Annotated in this window: 16 protein-coding genes and 1 CRISPR repeat array (1 of these 17 only partly in view); all 16 genes read right to left on the bottom strand. The window is 51.3% G+C overall.

Features of this window, described 5'->3' with window-relative positions:
- The 16 genes from D5085_01005 to D5085_00930 all read right to left on the bottom strand — a co-directional run bounded on the left by D5085_01005 (window position 1) and on the right by D5085_00930 (window position 17,605).
- On the bottom strand, window positions 1-2,100 hold the full coding sequence (locus D5085_01005; GenBank protein ID QEP41847.1) for a TIGR03986 family CRISPR-associated RAMP protein: 2,100 nt from the start codon (window positions 2,098-2,100) through the stop codon (window positions 1-3).
- On the bottom strand, window positions 2,019-2,531 hold the full coding sequence (locus D5085_01000) for a hypothetical protein (GenBank protein QEP41846.1): 513 nt from the start codon (window positions 2,529-2,531) through the stop codon (window positions 2,019-2,021). The genes D5085_01005 and D5085_01000 overlap by 82 nt, the downstream gene beginning before the upstream one ends.
- A complete protein-coding gene (locus D5085_00995) occupies window positions 2,515-3,936 on the bottom strand; it encodes a hypothetical protein (protein ID QEP41845.1) in 1,422 nt (473 codons plus the stop codon). Before D5085_00995 ends, D5085_01000 begins: the two co-directional genes overlap by 17 nt.
- Window positions 3,936-5,480, bottom strand: a complete 1,545-nt coding sequence (locus D5085_00990; GenBank protein QEP41844.1) for a hypothetical protein — start codon at window positions 5,478-5,480, stop codon at window positions 3,936-3,938. The genes D5085_00995 and D5085_00990 overlap by 1 nt, the downstream gene beginning before the upstream one ends.
- A 2-nt stretch (window positions 5,481-5,482) precedes the next feature.
- Window positions 5,483-6,148, bottom strand: coding sequence for a hypothetical protein (locus D5085_00985; protein ID QEP41843.1), 666 nt, complete (start codon window positions 6,146-6,148; stop codon window positions 5,483-5,485).
- Window positions 6,129-7,700 (bottom strand): hypothetical protein, encoded by a 1,572-nt coding sequence (locus tag D5085_00980; protein ID QEP41842.1) that lies wholly within the window; start codon window positions 7,698-7,700, stop codon window positions 6,129-6,131. The genes D5085_00985 and D5085_00980 overlap by 20 nt, the downstream gene beginning before the upstream one ends.
- A complete protein-coding gene (locus tag D5085_00975) occupies window positions 7,700-8,578 on the bottom strand; it encodes a hypothetical protein (GenBank protein ID QEP41841.1) in 879 nt (292 codons plus the stop codon). The genes D5085_00980 and D5085_00975 overlap by 1 nt, the downstream gene beginning before the upstream one ends.
- Window positions 8,569-12,066 (bottom strand): hypothetical protein, encoded by a 3,498-nt coding sequence (locus D5085_00970; GenBank protein ID QEP41840.1) that lies wholly within the window; start codon window positions 12,064-12,066, stop codon window positions 8,569-8,571. The genes D5085_00975 and D5085_00970 overlap by 10 nt, the downstream gene beginning before the upstream one ends.
- Window positions 12,067-12,298: 232 nt before the next feature.
- Window positions 12,299-13,201: a protein phosphatase 2C domain-containing protein gene (locus D5085_00965; protein ID QEP41839.1), complete on the bottom strand. Its 903-nt coding sequence runs from the start codon at window positions 13,199-13,201 to the stop codon at window positions 12,299-12,301.
- 59 nt (window positions 13,202-13,260) lie between these two features.
- Entirely contained in the window at window positions 13,261-13,905 is a 645-nt protein-coding gene (locus tag D5085_00960) for a VWA domain-containing protein (GenBank protein ID QEP41838.1), read from the bottom strand.
- A 233-nt stretch (window positions 13,906-14,138) separates the two neighbouring features.
- Window positions 14,139-15,125 (bottom strand): kinase, encoded by a 987-nt coding sequence (locus D5085_00955; GenBank protein QEP45002.1) that lies wholly within the window; start codon window positions 15,123-15,125, stop codon window positions 14,139-14,141.
- 115 nt (window positions 15,126-15,240) lie between these two features.
- Window positions 15,241-15,495: a hypothetical protein gene (locus tag D5085_00950; GenBank protein ID QEP41837.1), complete on the bottom strand. Its 255-nt coding sequence runs from the start codon at window positions 15,493-15,495 to the stop codon at window positions 15,241-15,243.
- Between the two features lie 128 nt (window positions 15,496-15,623).
- On the bottom strand, window positions 15,624-15,905 hold the full coding sequence (cas2, locus tag D5085_00945; GenBank protein ID QEP41836.1) for a CRISPR-associated endonuclease Cas2: 282 nt from the start codon (window positions 15,903-15,905) through the stop codon (window positions 15,624-15,626).
- Window positions 15,906-16,011: 106 nt separating this feature from the next.
- Window positions 16,012-16,902 (bottom strand): NYN domain-containing protein, encoded by an 891-nt coding sequence (locus tag D5085_00940; protein QEP41835.1) that lies wholly within the window; start codon window positions 16,900-16,902, stop codon window positions 16,012-16,014.
- A gap of 125 nt (window positions 16,903-17,027) precedes the next feature.
- A complete protein-coding gene (locus tag D5085_00935) occupies window positions 17,028-17,354 on the bottom strand; it encodes a type II toxin-antitoxin system PemK/MazF family toxin (protein ID QEP45001.1) in 327 nt (108 codons plus the stop codon).
- On the bottom strand, window positions 17,351-17,605 hold the full coding sequence (locus D5085_00930) for an AbrB/MazE/SpoVT family DNA-binding domain-containing protein (protein ID QEP41834.1): 255 nt from the start codon (window positions 17,603-17,605) through the stop codon (window positions 17,351-17,353). The genes D5085_00935 and D5085_00930 overlap by 4 nt, the downstream gene beginning before the upstream one ends.
- Before the next feature lie 90 nt (window positions 17,606-17,695).
- Window positions 17,696-18,179: a CRISPR direct-repeat array (repeat unit 36 nt; unit sequence GTTCCAACCCCTACCGGTAAGGATATGCCTCTCGGC); it runs 710 nt beyond the window's last position.

Genomic DNA, 18,179 nt, shown 5'->3' with positions numbered 1-18,179 from the left:
TTAGGTTCCTGAGTTATATATTTGGCTAGCTTTTTTGGAAGGTTTAGTATTAGCCTGTGCCCACCGTTCCTGAAGGTTTTTGAGCACATCGGATTTTATATCTCCTTCAAGCAATAACCATGCTTTTGCCATATTGACGCTGCGTATTGCCTCCAGGTCGCTGTCGTTTTTTGTCTCTGACTTAATGATGGGAATTTGTTCTTCTATCCATAACGCTACGGCTTCTTCAGGCGGAACTTCGCGTTTTTTTGTTAAATAGTCGCTACATTCAGTTACAAGCTCTATATCTGGTTGATGCAGTAATGCAGTGGTTGGATAAACCGGTAACGACTTTTTGTCCTTTTTGTTTTGGGTAAAATCCTTTAATTCCATGTGACTAAGTGAAGCATGCTGTTCAAACTTTACGGCATTAGCTGGATCAGCCATACCTAATAAATGGGTAATTTGCGGACTATCTTGCCAGGTGGTTTTTTTTAATTGATGATTCATGTAAACCATGAAACATTGAATATAATTTTCAATTGATTGCGTTTGGTGCTGTGGGTGGTTTGGCTTAATTCTTAAATTATCATTGTTAATTGTAATGCGACATTGGCCAAACCCGAAAGATTTAGCCAGACCAAGAGAATGGCGTAATTTGGGGTCTTGTCCCCATGTGAGTGCCCAAAACAGAGCACCTAATTCAATGGGAAGTAGATTATGAAACACAATTTTGCCGTTAAAGTTTGAGCCTTTAGCTAAAGGGGTAAATTTCGATTCAGTGTCGAGATTACCATTCGGTGAGTGTGTAACTGGTGATTCTTTATCGCGTACAGGATAGCGCTTCCAGCCACTAATAGTCGCATCCTCATCCATCGCTGTTTTGAGATTATTGTTTGGGTTACGTTTTGTTTGAGTCAGGTAGTTTGGGTAATAACTTGATTTGGGAGCAGAGAGCACACCTTGTTGTTGAGTTGCCCATTGTTCTGTTCCTTCTAATGGAGCTGTAAGGCAATCAATACGTCCTTTCAGTTTCCCATCAACACCAAATAGTAGTTGAGCAAAATCGAACTCATTTTCGTCAAAATGGATATGTTCTGGTTTGGTATGAGAGATTAATTCATGGGTACTGTTAGCAAAAGGGAGTTGATACATCTGTGCTAATCCGAGTGATGCAATTCGATTCGGATTATTTTTATCAACAAGGCAGAAAACCGGAATTTCAGGATGTTTTTTCCAATATTTCCAATTTTCTCTATCCTTATGAATTTCAAGAAAGTCATTCATCACTTTCTGTTCGAGCGTTATCTTTGAATGTGTTGGATTGAAAAAGATAAACTCCATGTGTTTAGTTGGTGAGGAGCCGGTAAAAACGAGTGTTCCATCAGTACTGCCTGAATTGAAGGATTCAGCTTTAATGTAATAAAGATATTTATCTTTTCCGTGCTTATCTTTACTGTGTTTATGTCTATCAGGTCTGCCTGGAGTAAACTTGACAGTAAGCGGTTTGGGGCGCCATAGATTATATTTTTCCGTCATCGATAAACTTTTGATATTACCCATACCTAATAGATGATGATCAATCTTGGCGTAGTCGCAGGGAGTGATTTGCCAAATATTCTCGGCAGCATTGAATTTGAGCCATCCCCCTTTGGCCAACGGTTCAAATGCATCTTTACGGTTTTTGTTAGTTAAATAATCTTTATAGTCATCATGTTGTAGATCGCGGAATGCCTTACGCTGATCATCCACCAGCGCCATGCGGCTAAAGGTGGCAATCTCCAATACACTACGCAACATGCCGCGAATCGAGCTACCAGGAATGGCGTAGTGACCACTCTCCTGATAGAAGTGGATAGTCGCCGGCGCCTGACCGGTCTGATTGCCGCCGACCATTATGGGTGTGAGTGCTTCGAGCGTATAGGGAATGACACCACTAATCCCATCAGCAAAGGGTTTAGTGTGGCTCACATCGCTGCCCCATAGTGGGATGACAATTTGGTTGGATAATGGAACAAAATTATAGGGCGCGTCACTCACTATCGTTCTCCTTGAGTTGCAGAAAATCCAATAAAACGGGTGGCAATAGGCCGGAACCCATGGCCAGAATCGTGTGACCAGTAGCGGCGATAATACAGTTTGCCAGGAGTATGGCGTTTACCCATTAGGGTGACGCTATCGATCAGTACAGGCTCACCGGTGGTGCTATCTTCCGGCTCTTCGGTGCGGGTTAGCGTTATCGTTCCATCACGATAACTCCACCGAATAGCATAGTCGCTGCCATAGAGCTCGCCCTCCAGAGGCCAGTAGTCGGGGTAGCGGATAGCCGCTAGCTGCTGTTGCAGTTCAGTTTGGCTGTCGGTGGCAAACAGCGGCGTTTTGGCCTGCTCCCATATCCACCAGCCGCCGATTAGATCGGAGTATCGATTCAGTTCCGTACCCAGTTCGGCAGGGTCGATTTGTTCGTGACTGCGAAGCAGTTGTCCCTGAGCCATAGAGGGTAGTGCCAGCGCTTTAGCGATGGTTTGATAGTGTTCAATCAGTTGTTGCATGGGGGGTATCTCCTTCTTCCTCTGTCTCTGTTTCCAGAAAATAGCCATGACCGCGACCACTGCTCGCCCCAAGTGCCAACCGACCCTGCTTTAGATCATCAAAAGTTGCATTAAGGGCGTTTTGTGCCGCTTCATCCAGCTTACAGGTGATGATCAGGTTGATAGTTAATTTCTCTTTAACTAATTGTTCAGTAAACAGCGCCCCGTGGCGTCCCCCTTGGGTATAGCGGTCGATGCTGTTATGGATTTGGTTTTGTACCTGCTCTTTTTCGGGCTCAGCCATATAGCAGTCATCAATAATGAGCTGACCGGCAGTGGCAAACTGTGCTCCATTGTCATCTTCTATCGCGCCAAATAGTTGCTGCATTGTTTGAGTAGCATGGGCATTTTGTTCCTCTTCGGTTAATTCACTATTAAGCAACTGGCAGCGGTAGTGGAACTCAAACCGGCTTTTTATCGCCCCTTTAATGCTGCTACCGGGGAAGAGCAGGTGCGATTGCAGTGTTGCCCGATCTCCTTGCCAGATTACGATCTGCTCGGTTAGAGGCAACATATCGGGGTCTTTAGTTTTACCATCGGCGCGGGTTTCAGCATCAGTTAATGACTTACCGCCATGACCGGTACGCCAGGTGGATATCGGTTGCAGAACCAGGGTCAATTGCTGCCACGACTGGGGTAAGTGTGAGGTATCAGAGGGCGGGACTATTTTGGCCTGCGAGAAGGTATCACTTAAACGCGGCGAGAGTTGAGTAAAGAGGTTCCGACCGGTTTTTTGGGTTAAATCGAGCGTCAGTTCGCGCCATTGATGCAGCTTGAGTGCGCCCAGACCACTGCGACTGGCACCGCCAATACGCAGTGCTGCCGACTGCACCGCTTGTTGTAGCTGTTGCCAGTCAGCGTTAATCTGATCACTCTCTTCAGGTTTGTAAGCAAGCGTCAGTTGTAGCGTAAAGCGGTGACCAGCCGGAGTGATATTGCGATCAAATTTGCCACGATCGTCGACTACGCCTTTTTCGCTGAGGCGATTGCGTTCACGAACTGCCGGGGTGGAGCTTAACAGCGGTTTTAATATGGGATCATGTTCGATTTCGCTGCGCAATAGCAACCCATCAACGGCTCTGTTTTGATGGTTATGAATATGGCCAAAAGACAGCCGCAGTGGCGAGGGGGTCTCATCACTGCCAAATAGTCGCTCTTCACAGTGACTATCTCCACTTATCTCGGCCACTGCCCGGCGCAGCACTCCGGTCAGGGCGGTAGCTGGAATAGTGGGCAGACCGTTAGCATCGTGCATCAACGGCGTATCGTAGAGCGGGTCATACTCCCCTGAGCCAATCGATAGCGGTGTAGCGGCTTCCAATACCAGACGGGCGATCTTGAGTTGTGAGGTGGTGGTAGTAAACATCAACTTTTCTCCTTTTGAGCTACGGCACGATTGCGCTCCTCTTTGGCTCCTTTCGCGAGCAGAGCCAGTTCGGTTAGGTTCAGTTCTGAGGTGCGTATTTCATCCAATAGCCAGCTTTTGAAGGTGATTGTTTCGTCGCTGCGTAACGCTTCCAGCGTCCAGAACTCATCTTTAAGTTCGTTCTCAAGCATGTTAGCTATTCCATTTCGGTCGGTTCCCTCTTTGAGTCTATTTTGCACCATCGACCACTGACTGCGACCGGGTCCAAACTCACTCTCAGGCGGTTGACCATGAAACGCCTTAATTTGCAGATAGAGATCGCGCAGGGCGCTAAGTCGGCGACGAACCTTGCTGTCGTCATAACGATTGGCAGCGGTCGGTTGATGTTTTAGCCACTCAATCAGAGCGTGATTGGCGGTTGAATCACCCTTCGGGCGAGCTAATGTCAGCACAGCTTGTGACGCAGTGACTTCTCCTTGCCATTGTGACAGTGGCAACGGAGTTAAACTGGCTTCGCCGAGACCATCACGCCGATAGGCACCCAGTCCCTGAGCCAGTAAGGGTTCTAATGTCGCCTGTGATTGTGGTTCGCTAAAACGGAATGTCAGTAGCGAGCCGCGCTCAATCACTTGTCGCTCGGTATCACGACTTCTTAAATAGCCGTTGTAGGGGCTGTAGCGGCGCTGGGTGATAAAACTCTGTTCAGGTATTAAATCGCCTTTGGGCAGACCAATCTCCTCTGGTTGTGGGGTGAAAGTCGGGTTACCGTACGCATCAAAGGCGGCCATATCGGCCAGCAGGCGGAGTGATAGGGTCTCTACGGTGTCACTGTTTTGGGAGGAGGGCAGAGGAGACCATGAACCTACAGTAACTTCAACCCGCCCATACTCGCTACTGCGGCTTTTACCGAACTGTTTGGTTCCCTGTAGTGCCTGGTGGAGTTTGTCCAGCAGAGGTTGGCGCTGCTGCCACTCATTTTCATTATCACAGCTAATGGTCAGTGTGGCGCGGAATCGTTGACCGGCCAGCAGATAGCGGTAGTTAAACAGTTTGCCATCGGCGGCGCGATCATTATTAGGATTAATTGCCGTCTTTTGATCCATACTCTGTTTGGGTTCGCTAATGACACCGTTACGCGGATCAATCAGGGTCACCGGCAGCGATTTAAGCTGAACGCCATCCTCTGGTTGGAAACGGGCATCGGCGCAATCCCTTAACTGCTGACCGATAAGTGCCGTTCTGTTATCTAATGGATTGCCGTCGCGCTTAACATAATGAAATGAGCAAGAGGTCGGTTCGGCGCACTGATGATCATCAAGCATTAAATGGCCATAACCAAAGCGACACCGGCCCGACTGAAACAGCCATATCTGCTCTTCCCGGTTAATAGTGCTGTCCCGATAGAGTCTGGCGGCAGCAATACCGAGCAGATTGGCACCGGGAATGGTGTCAAGACAGTGGTGCTCCGCCTGAGAGCCACTATGGGCGCTAAGTACCAAATCATCAACAAGGGTTAAAGTGAGGTGGCATTGATAAATTAGCATCTTCAGACTCCTTCAGTGAGCAAAGTCAGTTGAGCACGCCCATAGCCGCGTCGTCGCTGTTTGCCGATGGCACTAATCAGGGGTAGCACCGTTTGAATCACCGCTTGCCAGTTAGTAGGAAGCTCATCGGTCGGGGTGAGGGTGGCGTAGAAGGTGAGGGGGATGACCACCTCAATCCGGCGGCGACTATGTTCTACGGTAGCACCATACTCATTAATGCGGTTACTGCCGATAGGGACAAACAGCAGTGATTGTTGTTCCGGGTGATTGCGTAGATGGTCGGCAACCGCCTGAGGCAGCAGGGCGTTACTAATATGGAGTCGGCCGGCGTAGCCCTCATCGGCAGTCATGCCGCGTTCGCTCTCATCAATATGGGTGTCACTCTGGTTGCGACCATCTTCGAGCAGCGAGGCGCCAAATAGTAATCGGCTCCAGTCAAGCGGCCTGTTCTGCTCATCCGGTTGTTGATAGCTATCCGCAATGGTCGGTAGCCAGCCCCACTCACTGCCACAGCGCAGCGCCTGACGGATTAACCCTTTAAGGTGTTTACCGGCAATTAGCGGCAGGCCATCACTATCGCGTCTGACTGTCTCATCAAAGTCAGCAGAGTCACCTTTGCCGCTGCCGGGCAGGCTGTAGTCGAGTAGTTCAATTTTGAGTGTCGGCATCGTGGCTCTCTCCGTGGTGGTTATGGACCATGATCAGGTTTTTAACATCGCCTAAGGGGCTAAAATATTGCTGGGCGCAGCGAACAACAGGGCGATCGGTATCGGCAGAACCTAATGCGTGCAGATGATTATCAAGCGTTGCGCAACCTTTGGAATGGGTTTCACGCCAGCGGCGATAGAGGGCAACATCACCACTTTGCTGGCTTAACTGGGTGTGGAGCTTTTTGACTAAGCCCTGTAACTCACCACTCTCTTGAGCGACTTCGCGCTGCAGTGAGAGCAGGTTATTGAGAGGCGGGAGTCCTTTGATGTGGGTATCGGTGGCATATACGGCACCGGCAAGGGTTAAGTCAGCTCTACCAGATCCCTGTTCCATTAGATTGGTAATCCGATCGAAGGCGATGGCAGAAGGCACCCTGTCACCATTTTGAGCGATAACGGCTTTAGCCTGGGTTTTGGCGCGATCACACAGCTTCTCCGTCAGGTGGTAGGCGCGATAAAACGGCTGCTTGGCACCAATGTAGGCGATACCACCGCAGGCGGTAAACCCATCGGGCAGGGGGATAGTGTAAAGTTCACTTAAATCGCGTAGCTGCTGCTGTGACTCTCGTTCAAACGCTTCAATAAAGGCGGTGGCAAACGGCAGTGCCACATCGCCACGAACCAGCAGAGTGAGATCGTCACCGCCGAGAAGCAGGGGACGAGCGGGGAGAGCTCCATCTTGCGCCGCAGGAATGAGTATTTGGGTGGTTGCTTGTTGCGCCGCTGTTTGGCCTATTTCATTAATGGTTTGTGAGAAGGCATACTCAATTTCGGCATAATCAGCGCGTTGTTTAATCGCATCGCGTAGGGATTTAAGCGCCTGACCAAAACCGTTGCCATCGATATGGATAATCGCCAGATAGCGTACCGCGCCGTCAAGATAGGGGAAGGTGGGGCGGTCTGTTGGATCGCTTTTATCGTTAAACTCTTTGGGATTGAGATCGACCGGCCAGCGGTAATGGTTAAGCTGCTCCTGAGTTAAAAATTTGGCTGCAAGTGTGTCATCTTTTATAGCGAACCGCTGTTTGGTTCTGGCAGCTGCATCAACATACTCACCGTGCTGTTGTGCCACTGCCGGCAGACCGGTACGGCGTGATCGTTCGGTTAACGGGCCGGCAAGCGGTAGGTCAACTTGGGGTTGTTGCTCGGCTACTTTTAACTGTTTTAGCGCATCTTCAATCGCCTCTAGCGATGATGCCGCACTGGCTACGGCATGAACGAAGGGAAGGTGGGGAGCGTAGTGCGGCACAATCAGGCTTATCAGATCACGCAGGGCGCTCGCCTGATTTTTCTCACGAAACAGCAGGGTAAAGCCGCCGCCACCTCGACGGCAGAACTGGTAGTCGCTGTTTTCGGTCAGGTTAAGTGCGTCAAGAGCCTGATCAAGGGGGGCGTTGCAGAGCGAATCGATAATGCCACTGGCGCCGACCATCTCCCGCATTCGGGTTCGGTCGAGGATATAGCCCTGAATCTCCTTTGCCTCAAAGGCATAAGCGGTGGTAAAACTCATCAGGTGGGTTCCTTAAAGTCGATAATAAGAGGTTGATGATCTGAGAAAGTCACCTGATCATCAACAGTGAAGGATTCAATTCGGTTGAGGGTGCAGCGACTACCTAGCAGATAGTCGGCACAAAAAGCTTGTTCACGACTAAAGCCGGAAGTATTCAACCCGAGTGTCGGCGGGTGGGGCTGATCAGGATGCGTGAGACGCCAACCATCATAGAGTCCGACACAAGTCAGCTCAGCAGGCGCTAACAGCTGCATAATTTCGGGGTTATCCGGTGGTGCATTCAGATCGCCGCAAATTAGCGTCTGGTCGGTGGTCGGTAGGGTGCGTAGTGGGGTGTCACTGATATTAGGCGGGGTAATCGGATCACGGTGCCAGCCACACCCCTCTTCATGCAGGCGATAGAGGTAGGCCGCCTGGGCGGTGCGCTGCCGGGTTGAGTAGTACTCCAGATGCGTGGTGATAAACCGTATCCAGCCAAGTGGTGTCTGTAGCAGCAGCTCCAGTGCTGCGCGGGGAGAGCCGGGGTGAGCGGCGTCAACGGGGCGGGGCAAGGTGTGGTGGCGCACCTCCGCGATGGGGTAGTGGGTGGCAATCAGGTTCCCAAACTGCTGTCGCAGACCGCTTTCGGGATGAAAACGGTCAGTGGCCGGGCTAAACAGCGTCTGCCATACCGCACCAGACTGCTGCCTGAAGGCCTGTTCAAACCAAGCCGGTTGATCGGCAAACGAGTCACCGGTGTTAGCAGGATAGTTGTTGCATACCTCCTGTAGCGCAATGATATCGGGCTGTTGTGCGGTGAGATAGTCTGCAATCCGCACCGGCTCGACCCGACCATCAGCGCCTTTGGCCCACTGAATATTCCAGCTCATTAAGCGCATGAGTTATCCCTTTTGTGAACGAGAATCACCTGCTGTTGCCAGCGCTGCAGATAGGCAGGGAGCTGTTGCGGATTAAACGGGTTATCAGGGCGATAGAAGAGGGTTAATAGCGCATCGCCCTTGCAAAACGCTTCAGTGGGGAGCTTATGCAGCCAGATGCCGACGTCGGGATCGTGTTGAATGCCGGTATCACTCAGGCGTTCAAATAGTTGATCCAGAGCATTGGCATCGATTGAGGTAATCGTCCCATCATGCTCTGCATTGATTGTACAGGCGCACAGGTTATCGTCGTTGAGTAACTTCTCTGAGGGTCTATTATCGACAAGGTGGCGCTTTAGCGCTGCTATAACGCTATCTTGCTCAAGCTCGGGTAGCTGCGTTTTGAGCGTACTCCATGCCTGCTTCAGTTGTGCCTGATCGGGATGGGTTATCTCCAACGCCTGCGGTAGCTGCTGATAAAAGAGCTGTTTCCATTTGTCGGGGAGATCGCTAAACGGGGTATCTGACTCTAATAGCCGCTCTAAGTGAATTAAAATCAGCTTGCGGCCGATAGCGCGACACTGAGGGGTATCAGCATTGGTAAAGAGCAGATTTAACTGGCGAGGAAGATGTGTTGTAGGAGCTGGGCTATTTTCCGGTGGTTCCAGTTTTAGCAGATGATTGTCTGTTTCATTAGCTGTTATTGCGTAGAGATGGTTTGCTGTTAGCAACGGCTGTAGCAGATCGATAGCGGCCCGGTACTGCTCCGGTGTAATCTGTGGTAGCGGATTGGGGGGTTCACGGCTTAAACCACACAGCGTCTCGATCTGTTGCACTGAGGCACTGTGGGTCGGAATCAGTTTGGTATCGCGTCCTAATTTAATATCGATCACGGCGTGGCTACAGCCCATCAGTACCTTTTTGGCCAAAATCGAGGCGAAGGTGAGCTTGGGGTCTTTCATTAAATTAAGCGCCTTGCGCCGCGCCATGGTCACCTTATCGACCAATACCCGCTCCTCATCCTGGCGGCAGAAGAGACCGCCATCGGCTTCAATTCGTTCCCGAATCTCCTCCTCATCGCTGGTAAAGCTATAGCCCCCTGCTGCGAGAATATCGACCGTGCCACAGCTATTGCCGCTGGAGGAGATTTTGGGAATCACGATGCTCTTCTCGCTCTGCTGCAGGCGCTTCACCTGAAGCCAAAGGTAGCCGATGATAGGGGTGATGTTAGCGACTGAGCCGGTTGAAGCGATATCCCACGCCTGTTGTTCGCCCCAATGAAGTGGCGTTACCGAACCTTGCAGTGTGGCAATAGCATAGTCGAGCGGTTTTTGTGTCAAAGCGACTAAAGTGCGATCCAACTCCAGCCATTGCCGCTCCTCGCTGGCGTTTTCGCATAGTGTGGCTATTTTGTCCTGCCAATTTGTATCCACCACTTCAGGCAAGGAGGTGTTTTGCCCAAGTTGCCACTGCTGTGCGTAGTGTTCGGCAATCTGCTTTAACCCTTCACGATGCTTACCGCTCTCTTTAGCCGGTCTGAATTTGATGGCGGTAAAGGCATAGAGAGACAGAGCCAGTGACAGCTCTGTTGGCAGCGTTGAGCTCTTGAGGCTCTTCAGTGCCGCTTGACGGATAGTGGCGTGAATCTTGAGCAGCTCGGTAAAGCGGGGGTAGTGTTGGCTTTGGGTAATCCAGTCACCGACCCAGGCTTTAAGTCGCTGCTCAATGCGTGGCAGGATATCGTCTGCACTTTTGTCAATATCGCTTAGTAGCTCGGTAATCAGCGATTGTCGTGGTTCGCTGTCGAGTTCCAGCATGAGCGGATGCAGGGCATCGAGCAGGGTGTGGTGCCACAGCTCAATCTCCAGTTTGGCGTAATCAAAGGCAATTAAGCCGTCGCTGCGGCTCTTCTCAAAGTCGATAAGCCAGCCGCTATCGCCGCTGGTTTCGGCCGCCTCTTCGCTGAGGGTAAAGATAATATTGTCGAGATTAAGATCGCCATGAATGGTGCCACTATAGGCCGGATAGGTGAGGCTAAGCGGGGGCAGCGCTGGTGTGGTATCGGTGTAGCTGTTAAAGAGCTGGGGGTAGAGAGTGTTATCCTTTAGTTTACGATAACCCTGTGCACCGGTTGCACTGCGATCAAACTGAACCGTTACCGTGACCGGCATCCCTAACCGTACCCAAAAATCGGCTTTAATCGCCTCAGTACTGCGGCACTCAATCCGAAAGCCGAGATTGGGGTGGCGCAGGCGTAGGGTATGGGTTGCAGTGTCGAGTTCGGTTAACACAAAGCTGTCGAGTGTGACCGGCTGTTTATGGTTCTGTTGCAGCTCTAGCCACATTTTGTGCCATGCCAGTTCCGCCAGTCGGGCAGCACTGGCGAGTTTGAGTCGATAGGGGGCGTTTTGGTAGTTATGCAATACAATCGGCTTAGTGGTATCGGTAACGATTTTGGCGCTATAGGGGATCGGGAGCGCTTCACCAAGCCAGCCCCACAGTGTCTGCTGTTGTGGCTTTAAGCCACTCTCTTCGCTATGGAGTTGGGCGATAAGTCGCTTAAAGGTGAGTTTGAGCCGCGTTTGCAGATTTTCTGGGTGCTGTGCCTGTTGCAGTAGCTCTTTGAGACTCTTGATGTTGGGCTTTTGACTGGTATAGCCGACAATGGAGTAGGCTAATACACCGAGCTGATCATTCAGATGTATAGTGTCGTCATCCCCTTTGTGATCATCATGAATCAGAATTGGTCCAAGATTGTTGCCTACGGGAATAATATTGGCGATGTAGTTTTTGAGTTTAGGCGAGATCACAAACTGAAAGCCGTTATACTCCTGCTGGGCGGTGAGCCACGGCGCGACCTTAATCAGAATCGGTGCTTTATCCTGCGCTGAGGCGATAAAGACCCGTGCGCCCGACAACCCGTTGCTCATTGCCTTAAGAGTGACGGTGCCGTTAACCCAGCCAAGGGTGGAAGCGATGGCGCGGCGTAGTCGATCTTCGGTGTAAATGGGTGGTGTTGGTTGAATCTCTTTGAACATTTCTGCTTCAATTTGATGTGGAAAAGGGTTATCAAAATAGCCCACATTAAGATCACGCATAGCTTCTGAGAACTTGGCGCTAAGTTTACTTACTCCACTACATTGAAGATCGGCATAGGTCAGTCCCCAACGCCCAGCTGTATCACCAATACCAAAAAAAGGGATACCCTTGAATTCGGTAATAAAGAATTTGCGGCAGATAGAACGAAAAAAATCATATTTTACGGCAGTCTCAATTTTGCCATCACCTTCCCATGCTTCAAAATCATAGAGAATCGCAACAATCTGACTTCGCTTCTGCCGCATCTCCTCAAGCGGCAACTGATCTAGCAGCTGGTAGGGCTTTACCGACTTATTAGATGAATTATCATTAGGCCGAATGCTCATCACCTGAAAGAGTGCTGCCGACTCCACTGTTGGAGAATCCTGGCTACAGAGTAGATAGATAATGGGTTTATAAGCGATATTCATGGGTATAGCTAAGTTCAATTTAGAGTGTCTAGGATAGCCGCTATTATGGCATAGCTTAAGCCTAAAACGAGGGAAACAGGGGGGAAATAGCTATTTTTGAGAGAGAGGAGGGCATTACCGCCTGCTAAAACAGGCGGTAACAGAGAGGAGGGGGATTAGGCAAGCGGAGGGAGTCCTAGTTGCCGTAGCAGATACTGCAGCAGAGCAGCGGTTAGAGTGGATGGGTTAGCGGCTATTGACGGCTTTTACGCCGCCGCTTACGAGGGGGACTCTTTTTCGGTTCCGGTTGCACTTCAGACGAAGTGGCAGGCTCATGCGATGGCTGTGTCGTTTCACAGAAAGTCACCGGCAGTGCAGCGAGTGCTAAAGAGCGATCATCACCGCTAGTACCCTTGCAAAATGACTCCTCATAGAACATCTGCGTTAGGGTTGAGCGAGCCAGACGACCTTGGCGCAACTGCTGTAACAGCGTGGTTAAGCGAGCGGCAACCTGTGTGCCATCGTGGGAGATTAAGCGTTCGGCCGCGCCATCACTCATGAGTGCCATGCCGCAGATATTGCCCATATCGAGCAGATCCGACTGCACATCATCCGGTTCAATCGCATCGAGAAACTGCGTCTGATTGGCAAACTCACCCTTGCCGACCTCACCGAGGGTTGAGAGCATCGACTCGAACGGTTCGGTGTCAGAGGGGGCACAGCGCTCAATGACCAGCGCCCCGTCACCCACCTTGAGCCACAAGAGCCGCTGCTGTCCGGCCAGCACTACCAGCAAAGTGGAACGAAAATCGCTGACGGAACGCTGCTGCTGAGCTGCCAAATCGGTCAGCAAGCCCATGGCGTGCTTAACGATGACCAGCGCCCAGCTACGTCCCAAATTGCTATCGGGGGTGTCGGCGGCATCAAGCAGCTCATAGAGCGGCTTATCGAGCGTTTCAAACAGGCGAATCAATCCGGCCACGACCGCTTGGGCGCCCTGATGCGACAGCGGCGAACTACCGGCACCGTCAGCGACCACCAGCGCCGGACGGGGGTGGTTCACGGCACGGACGGCATCCTGACAAGGAAGATTGACACGGCGGTGAGCCAGCCCCACCACCGCCTCCTCCATGATCTGCCACGCATCGGCAGCCATTAACGGTACCGATGGTGGCGCAGGATTGGGCAGATGCAGCCACTTATGCAGTGCGCCCACTAGATGGTGTCCCACGAAGCGGTCTGCGGCAGCGCGACCGCAGAGCTGGTGGAAGCTGAAGTTGAGACACGGCTCATGCTGGCTGAGAGCCACTGGAAGAACTCATGGTACTTCAGCCCGGCCATCGCCTTAGCGCCACGATGGGAGAACTGGCCGAGGGTGTTAAGATTAGCCCCCTGCACCCCCACCGGGAGCGAAACCAGCTTGCGGCTCTCGGAGAGCATCCGCGCCGTTGCCGCTGCCCCTTGCCAGGTATCAGTGGGCTCACCATCGCTCATCATCACCATCCACGGCTGATAGTAGGGCACACCGTTCTGCTTATAGGCCTGCTTGCGCTCATCTAGCCGCTTAATTGCCAACTCGACCGCTTCGCCCAGTGGTGTTCCTCCACGAGCGGAGAGAGGGGCGAGCGTCTCCAGCTCGTTCAGCGTGGTGAAAGGGAGCAGCTCCTGCACCTGACCGCCGGCAGTAAAGATACCCAGCTCAACTGAGTAGGCGGCGGTATCATCCTCCTTAATGGTGTGGATAAACTCCAGCAGACCCTGATTGAGCTCAGCAATGGGAGCGCCCATCATAGAGCCAGAGGTATCGAGTACCAGAGCACAAGCGCAGCGGGGAGAGGGGTTGTCGATCAGATCGTTCATGGTATAACTCCGTAGTGTGATAGAGATGAATGATAGTCAGATGATGCCGTAGGGCATCAGTTAATTAAGAGACTCACAAATAATTACATGTTCATCTTCAAAGCGGCCAAAATGATCAGGCCGAGAATAAGCAGGTTAAAGAGAATAGAGAGGGTACACATAGCTAGGTTCCTCAGTGGTTTAGACAAAAAAAGAGCGGCAAGGGGTGCCGCTCAGGTGAACAGGGTTAGGGGTTAGCACGATTCGCGGGAGATATCGCTGCGATTGCCCCGGTATTCACTGCTCTTCGGTTCAGGCGGAATCACCCGGGTATCGTGCCAGTCGCGCTGCATATTCTTGCGATAGAGCTTCAGCTCGTCATGCCACTGCTGCAGCGTAGGGCGCAGTGCCGGATCGTGAACGCCGTCAGTAAAGGTGGAGATAAACATCGACTTAAGCTTGTGGGGCATATGGCTCCAGATGTTGTACCAATGTCCTTCTGGAATGCCATATTTGCCCTTGCCATAGGGAAAATTCCCGCGCTTAAGGTTAGTCACCGGATCATCCCCCCCGACAATGTCGTAGGGGTGGCGACCGAGCATTAACGCCTTAAACAGAATCATGGCGACCGAAAAGCGTTCGCTCTCTGGGGTGCGGACCAGCTGTTCAAACGATTGGCCATGGTGCTCGACCGGTGTCATATCGGGACTGCCGACGGGGCAGGGGTAGTGCTTACCATTCAGGCTAACCTGATAGCTGTCGCAGTCGATTAAGCCGACGCGATTGCTACCCGGCTGGCAGAGGATGTTATTGAGATTGTAGTCGCCAATAAAAATCTGCTTTTGGTGCAGCTCATCGAGCAGCTTTAACAGCTGGAGCAGATAGTTCACCATCGCAATCCGATCCAGTCCGGGAAAGTGTTTACGATAAGCGACGGCGTGCGCCATTAGCTTCATCGGTTTACCCTCCATGCGGCGCATGGCGTAGCCGAGCCAGCGGTCGGGATGGTTCGGGTGGAAGACCGACAATTTAGGCCAGCTCAATGAATCGGGCAGGGTCGTTGCAAGGGTGGTCATCTGCTCAACCTTCTGTTGCAACAGCGCACCACGCTTTTGCAACACCTCTGGGTGGTAGAGCTTGATCAACACCTCAGGCCGATCTTGCAGGGGATAGATACTCCCTTCACCACCACGGGCCAGTTCCGAATCGAGTTGACGCTGTTGGCCTTGTGGATCGATGATAGTCGTTAAAGGGGGAGGGGTCACCACCGGCTTTGGCCTGTGTAAAGTCTGAGCCGGAGCGGGTGTTGTCGGCGAAGAGAAAATAGCGGTAAATGGGAACCACATCGTAGCCTCCTTAGGCAGATTGCAACGGTAAAGTACCGGTCTGACGGTAGATAAAGCCTTCGCCGGTAGTGACGAAACGCTTCAGATCGGCTTGAAAGTTTTTCATAGCCCGATGATCGCTCACCGAGCCGGCCAGCAGCAGCCAGTCACCGGTGAGGCGGTGGCGCAGCTTGTTGTGCTTGGAACCGTTTTCGATGCTTAATGCACTATTTTGCTTCAAAAACGGACGCAGAATTTTCATAATGTTACGGTCGATATGGCGCATGGCTCACTCCTAGGAAGATAGGTTAAAGGGGGGATTGGGTTATCTAGGAAACCGATAAATAATTGCCGGTTTAACGGTTGTTCTGTTTATTTAAGAAACTCACAAATAAATTGAGAGTAAATAGCTTCTCAGCAGAGATAGAGCGAGTCGGCATCACTCGCGGGCGGTGCTTCACCAATTGAGACCGGGGCAACGCGATAACCGAGCGGGTAGATGCGGGCAAAACCACTGGTCAGATTCAGCGCCTGTAGCGCACGGGTCAGGCGGCGTAGTGTGGTTTTGTCAGCTCGGATCTCAAACAGGCTCTTTTGGGCGCGAAAACCGTAGCCTTCGAGCAGTTTACTAATGCGGCTGCGCTCTCTGTTGGAGCTGACATCGTAAGCGACAACAAAGTTTTGCGGGCTCTTCATGGCGGTATCTCCGGTGTGGGTAAAAAAGATACCTATAGAAGAAACTCACAATTTTATTTTGTAAATCACCCTCTTCGGGGGAAGAGGGTGAACGGTTTAGGCGCAGTTAGCGTGGCAGCAACTTGTATCCCGTCTCATCCAGCTTAACGCTATCGAGCAGAGCCAGACAGAGCTTTTTGCAACTACCATAACCGTACCAGTGGTGGTCATGCAGGTTAAAACGCTGCCGCAGCTGATAGCCGGTTTCGGCCAGATTCAGTTGGTGGCGCTCGCGCAACTCATCGTGCAAAAAGTTACGCACGGCGATCTTTTGCGCGGCCTTTAAGCGGTGTTGGCTCTTTGGTACCGGAGGCGAGGATGGCTTTTTCGGTAGTGCGGGCTGTGGCGGGTTGTGATCGTTGTGGCGAATCTCAACCAGCTGCTGCAACTGCTGAATCAGCCTATCTGGGTTGATGATCCGATCATATTCACCGTAGTTGTGCGGCTTAAAACGGCCAAGTGGCACCATAATCGCTTGCTTCTGTTGCTGCTGGCAGCGTTGAGCTACCGGAATAAAGTCGCTGTCGGCGCTAACAATCACTACCGATGTCACCGAGGCTGGCAGATGAGCCACATCGAGGGCAATCTGAATGTCATCGGAGTTTTTGCCCCGGTGTGTCGAAGGGTTGGATTGTAGCGGGCGGGTAAATCCCCGCTGGATCAGAAACGCAGGGTTACCGTAGTAACGAAAGGTGAGCGTGCCGCCAATCTGCTGCTGAATAAACGCTTCGAGCTGCTGAGGATGGTGCAAAAAGAGCAGTGCCAGATCGCGATTGATCTGGTTTAGCGCCCCAAAGCAGTTATCGGTATCGATAAAGACCTCGCTGTGTAGCGGTGGCGTGATCGGTGGTACAGATAGTGTTGGCGGGGGATTTGCAGCCACAGGTTGGTTCGGTAGTCGGGTGGCCTGTGGCTTTGAACGAGTGAAGAGTTGGGTAAAACGACGCTTAAAAGACATAGCTGTGCTCCTTTTGTGGGCTAATGGGGGTTGATACCGTTGGGTATCACCAACAAAAGAAACTCACATAAAAATATCAGTCCCAATTCAAAGCGGGGGTGTAAAGTTTGTGGCGGGTGATTTTTTTAGTAGGCGAACATCTCTTGCAAACATTGGCACAGGGCGTGTTGGGTTGGTTGATCGATTATTCCCAGTTTTTTTATACAGCGGCTTTTATCAAGGGCTCTGATTTGGTCAATCAAAATCAGTCCGTTTTTTTGCTGAAACTCTACCGGCACCCGGCAAGGGTATGTAAAGCCTTTTGTGGTCATCGGGGCAACAATGACGGTTGATAGGGCTGACATCTCATTCGGGGAGATGATAACGCAGGGGCGTGTTTTGTTTATCTCTCTTCCTGTGGTGGGGTTTAGTCCGATAAGCCAGACTTCAAATCGTTGGATGTTTGGTGTCACCACTCTATCTCTCTATTATCAGTAAGGGGGGCGTTGAGCCACTCCTGATCGACCTCCTGTTTTTTATTGCGGGATAGTGTCTCTTCTATGGCGGTTTGCCAACCTGAACGCGCCTTTTTTTTCGGTTTAATTAATAACCCTTCCTGCACAATCTCAAGCTCAAGCTCAGCACCACTTAGTTGGGCTTGATCTATTATCGGCTTTGGAATGCGAATGCCTTGCGAGTTACCAATTTGAATTAATTGCGCCATTTTCCTTCTCCTAGCGATGGTTGATTGTAATTATAGTGTAATTACAGTTGATGGCAATAGCCAGCAGTGGCAGGCTGGGTGTTGCCACCCGTTCCAACCCCTACCGGTAAGGATATGCCTCTCGGCAAATGATTGAAATACGAGAGTTATTAGAAAATGTTCCAACCCCTACCGGTAAGGATATGCCTCTCGGCATGGAGCTATTGGTTATTACAGAGAAAGATGGTTCCAACCCCTACCGGTAAGGATATGCCTCTCGGCCCATATTTGAAGTTTGACTTGTCTGACTATGGTTCCAACCCCTACCGGTAAGGATATGCCTCTCGGCTCGTTAACACGAGGTACTGCAGACATACAGTTCCAACCCCTACCGGTAAGGATATGCCTCTCGGCACACACACCTATAGGCAGGTTGATGCGGAAATCGTTCCAACCCCTACCGGTAAGGATATGCCTCTCGGCTCTAAAAAGGAGAGGTTTGACCCGACAAAGGTTCCAACCCCTACCGGTAAGGATATGCCTCTCGGCCTGGAGGGTAGAAGTAGCTATCAAGTCGCTGAAAGTTCCAACCCCT

Source organism: Ectothiorhodospiraceae bacterium BW-2 (genome assembly GCA_008375315.1).
Taxonomy (GTDB): domain Bacteria; phylum Pseudomonadota; class Gammaproteobacteria; order Thiohalomonadales; family Thiohalomonadaceae; genus BW-2.
The sequence above is the reverse complement of the archived record's forward strand: the minus strand, read 5'-3'. Positions and strand labels throughout refer to the sequence as shown.

Excerpts from the sequence above, each read along its gene's own strand:
- D5085_01000 (QEP41846.1), bottom strand. The coding sequence starts at position 2,531 with ATGCAACAACTGATTGAACACTATCAAACCATCGCTAAAGCGCTGGCA.
- D5085_00965 (QEP41839.1), bottom strand. The coding sequence starts at position 13,201 with ATGGCTGCCGATGCGTGGCAGATCATGGAGGAGGCGGTGGTGGGGCTG.
- cas2 (QEP41836.1), bottom strand. The coding sequence starts at position 15,905 with ATGAAGAGCCCGCAAAACTTTGTTGTCGCTTACGATGTCAGCTCCAAC.
- D5085_00980 (QEP41842.1), bottom strand. The coding sequence starts at position 7,700 with ATGAGTTTTACCACCGCTTATGCCTTTGAGGCAAAGGAGATTCAGGGC.
- D5085_00960 (QEP41838.1), bottom strand. The coding sequence starts at position 13,905 with ATGAACGATCTGATCGACAACCCCTCTCCCCGCTGCGCTTGTGCTCTG.
- D5085_00970 (QEP41840.1), bottom strand. The coding sequence starts at position 12,066 with ATGAATATCGCTTATAAACCCATTATCTATCTACTCTGTAGCCAGGAT.
- D5085_00995 (QEP41845.1), bottom strand. The coding sequence starts at position 3,936 with ATGTTTACTACCACCACCTCACAACTCAAGATCGCCCGTCTGGTATTG.
- D5085_00940 (QEP41835.1), bottom strand. The coding sequence starts at position 16,902 with ATGTCTTTTAAGCGTCGTTTTACCCAACTCTTCACTCGTTCAAAGCCA.
- D5085_00985 (QEP41843.1), bottom strand. The coding sequence starts at position 6,148 with ATGCCGACACTCAAAATTGAACTACTCGACTACAGCCTGCCCGGCAGC.
- D5085_00950 (QEP41837.1), bottom strand. The coding sequence starts at position 15,495 with ATGCGCCATATCGACCGTAACATTATGAAAATTCTGCGTCCGTTTTTG.
- D5085_00975 (QEP41841.1), bottom strand. The coding sequence starts at position 8,578 with ATGCGCTTAATGAGCTGGAATATTCAGTGGGCCAAAGGCGCTGATGGT.
- D5085_00990 (QEP41844.1), bottom strand. The coding sequence starts at position 5,480 with ATGCTAATTTATCAATGCCACCTCACTTTAACCCTTGTTGATGATTTG.
- D5085_00930 (QEP41834.1), bottom strand. The coding sequence starts at position 17,605 with ATGGCGCAATTAATTCAAATTGGTAACTCGCAAGGCATTCGCATTCCA.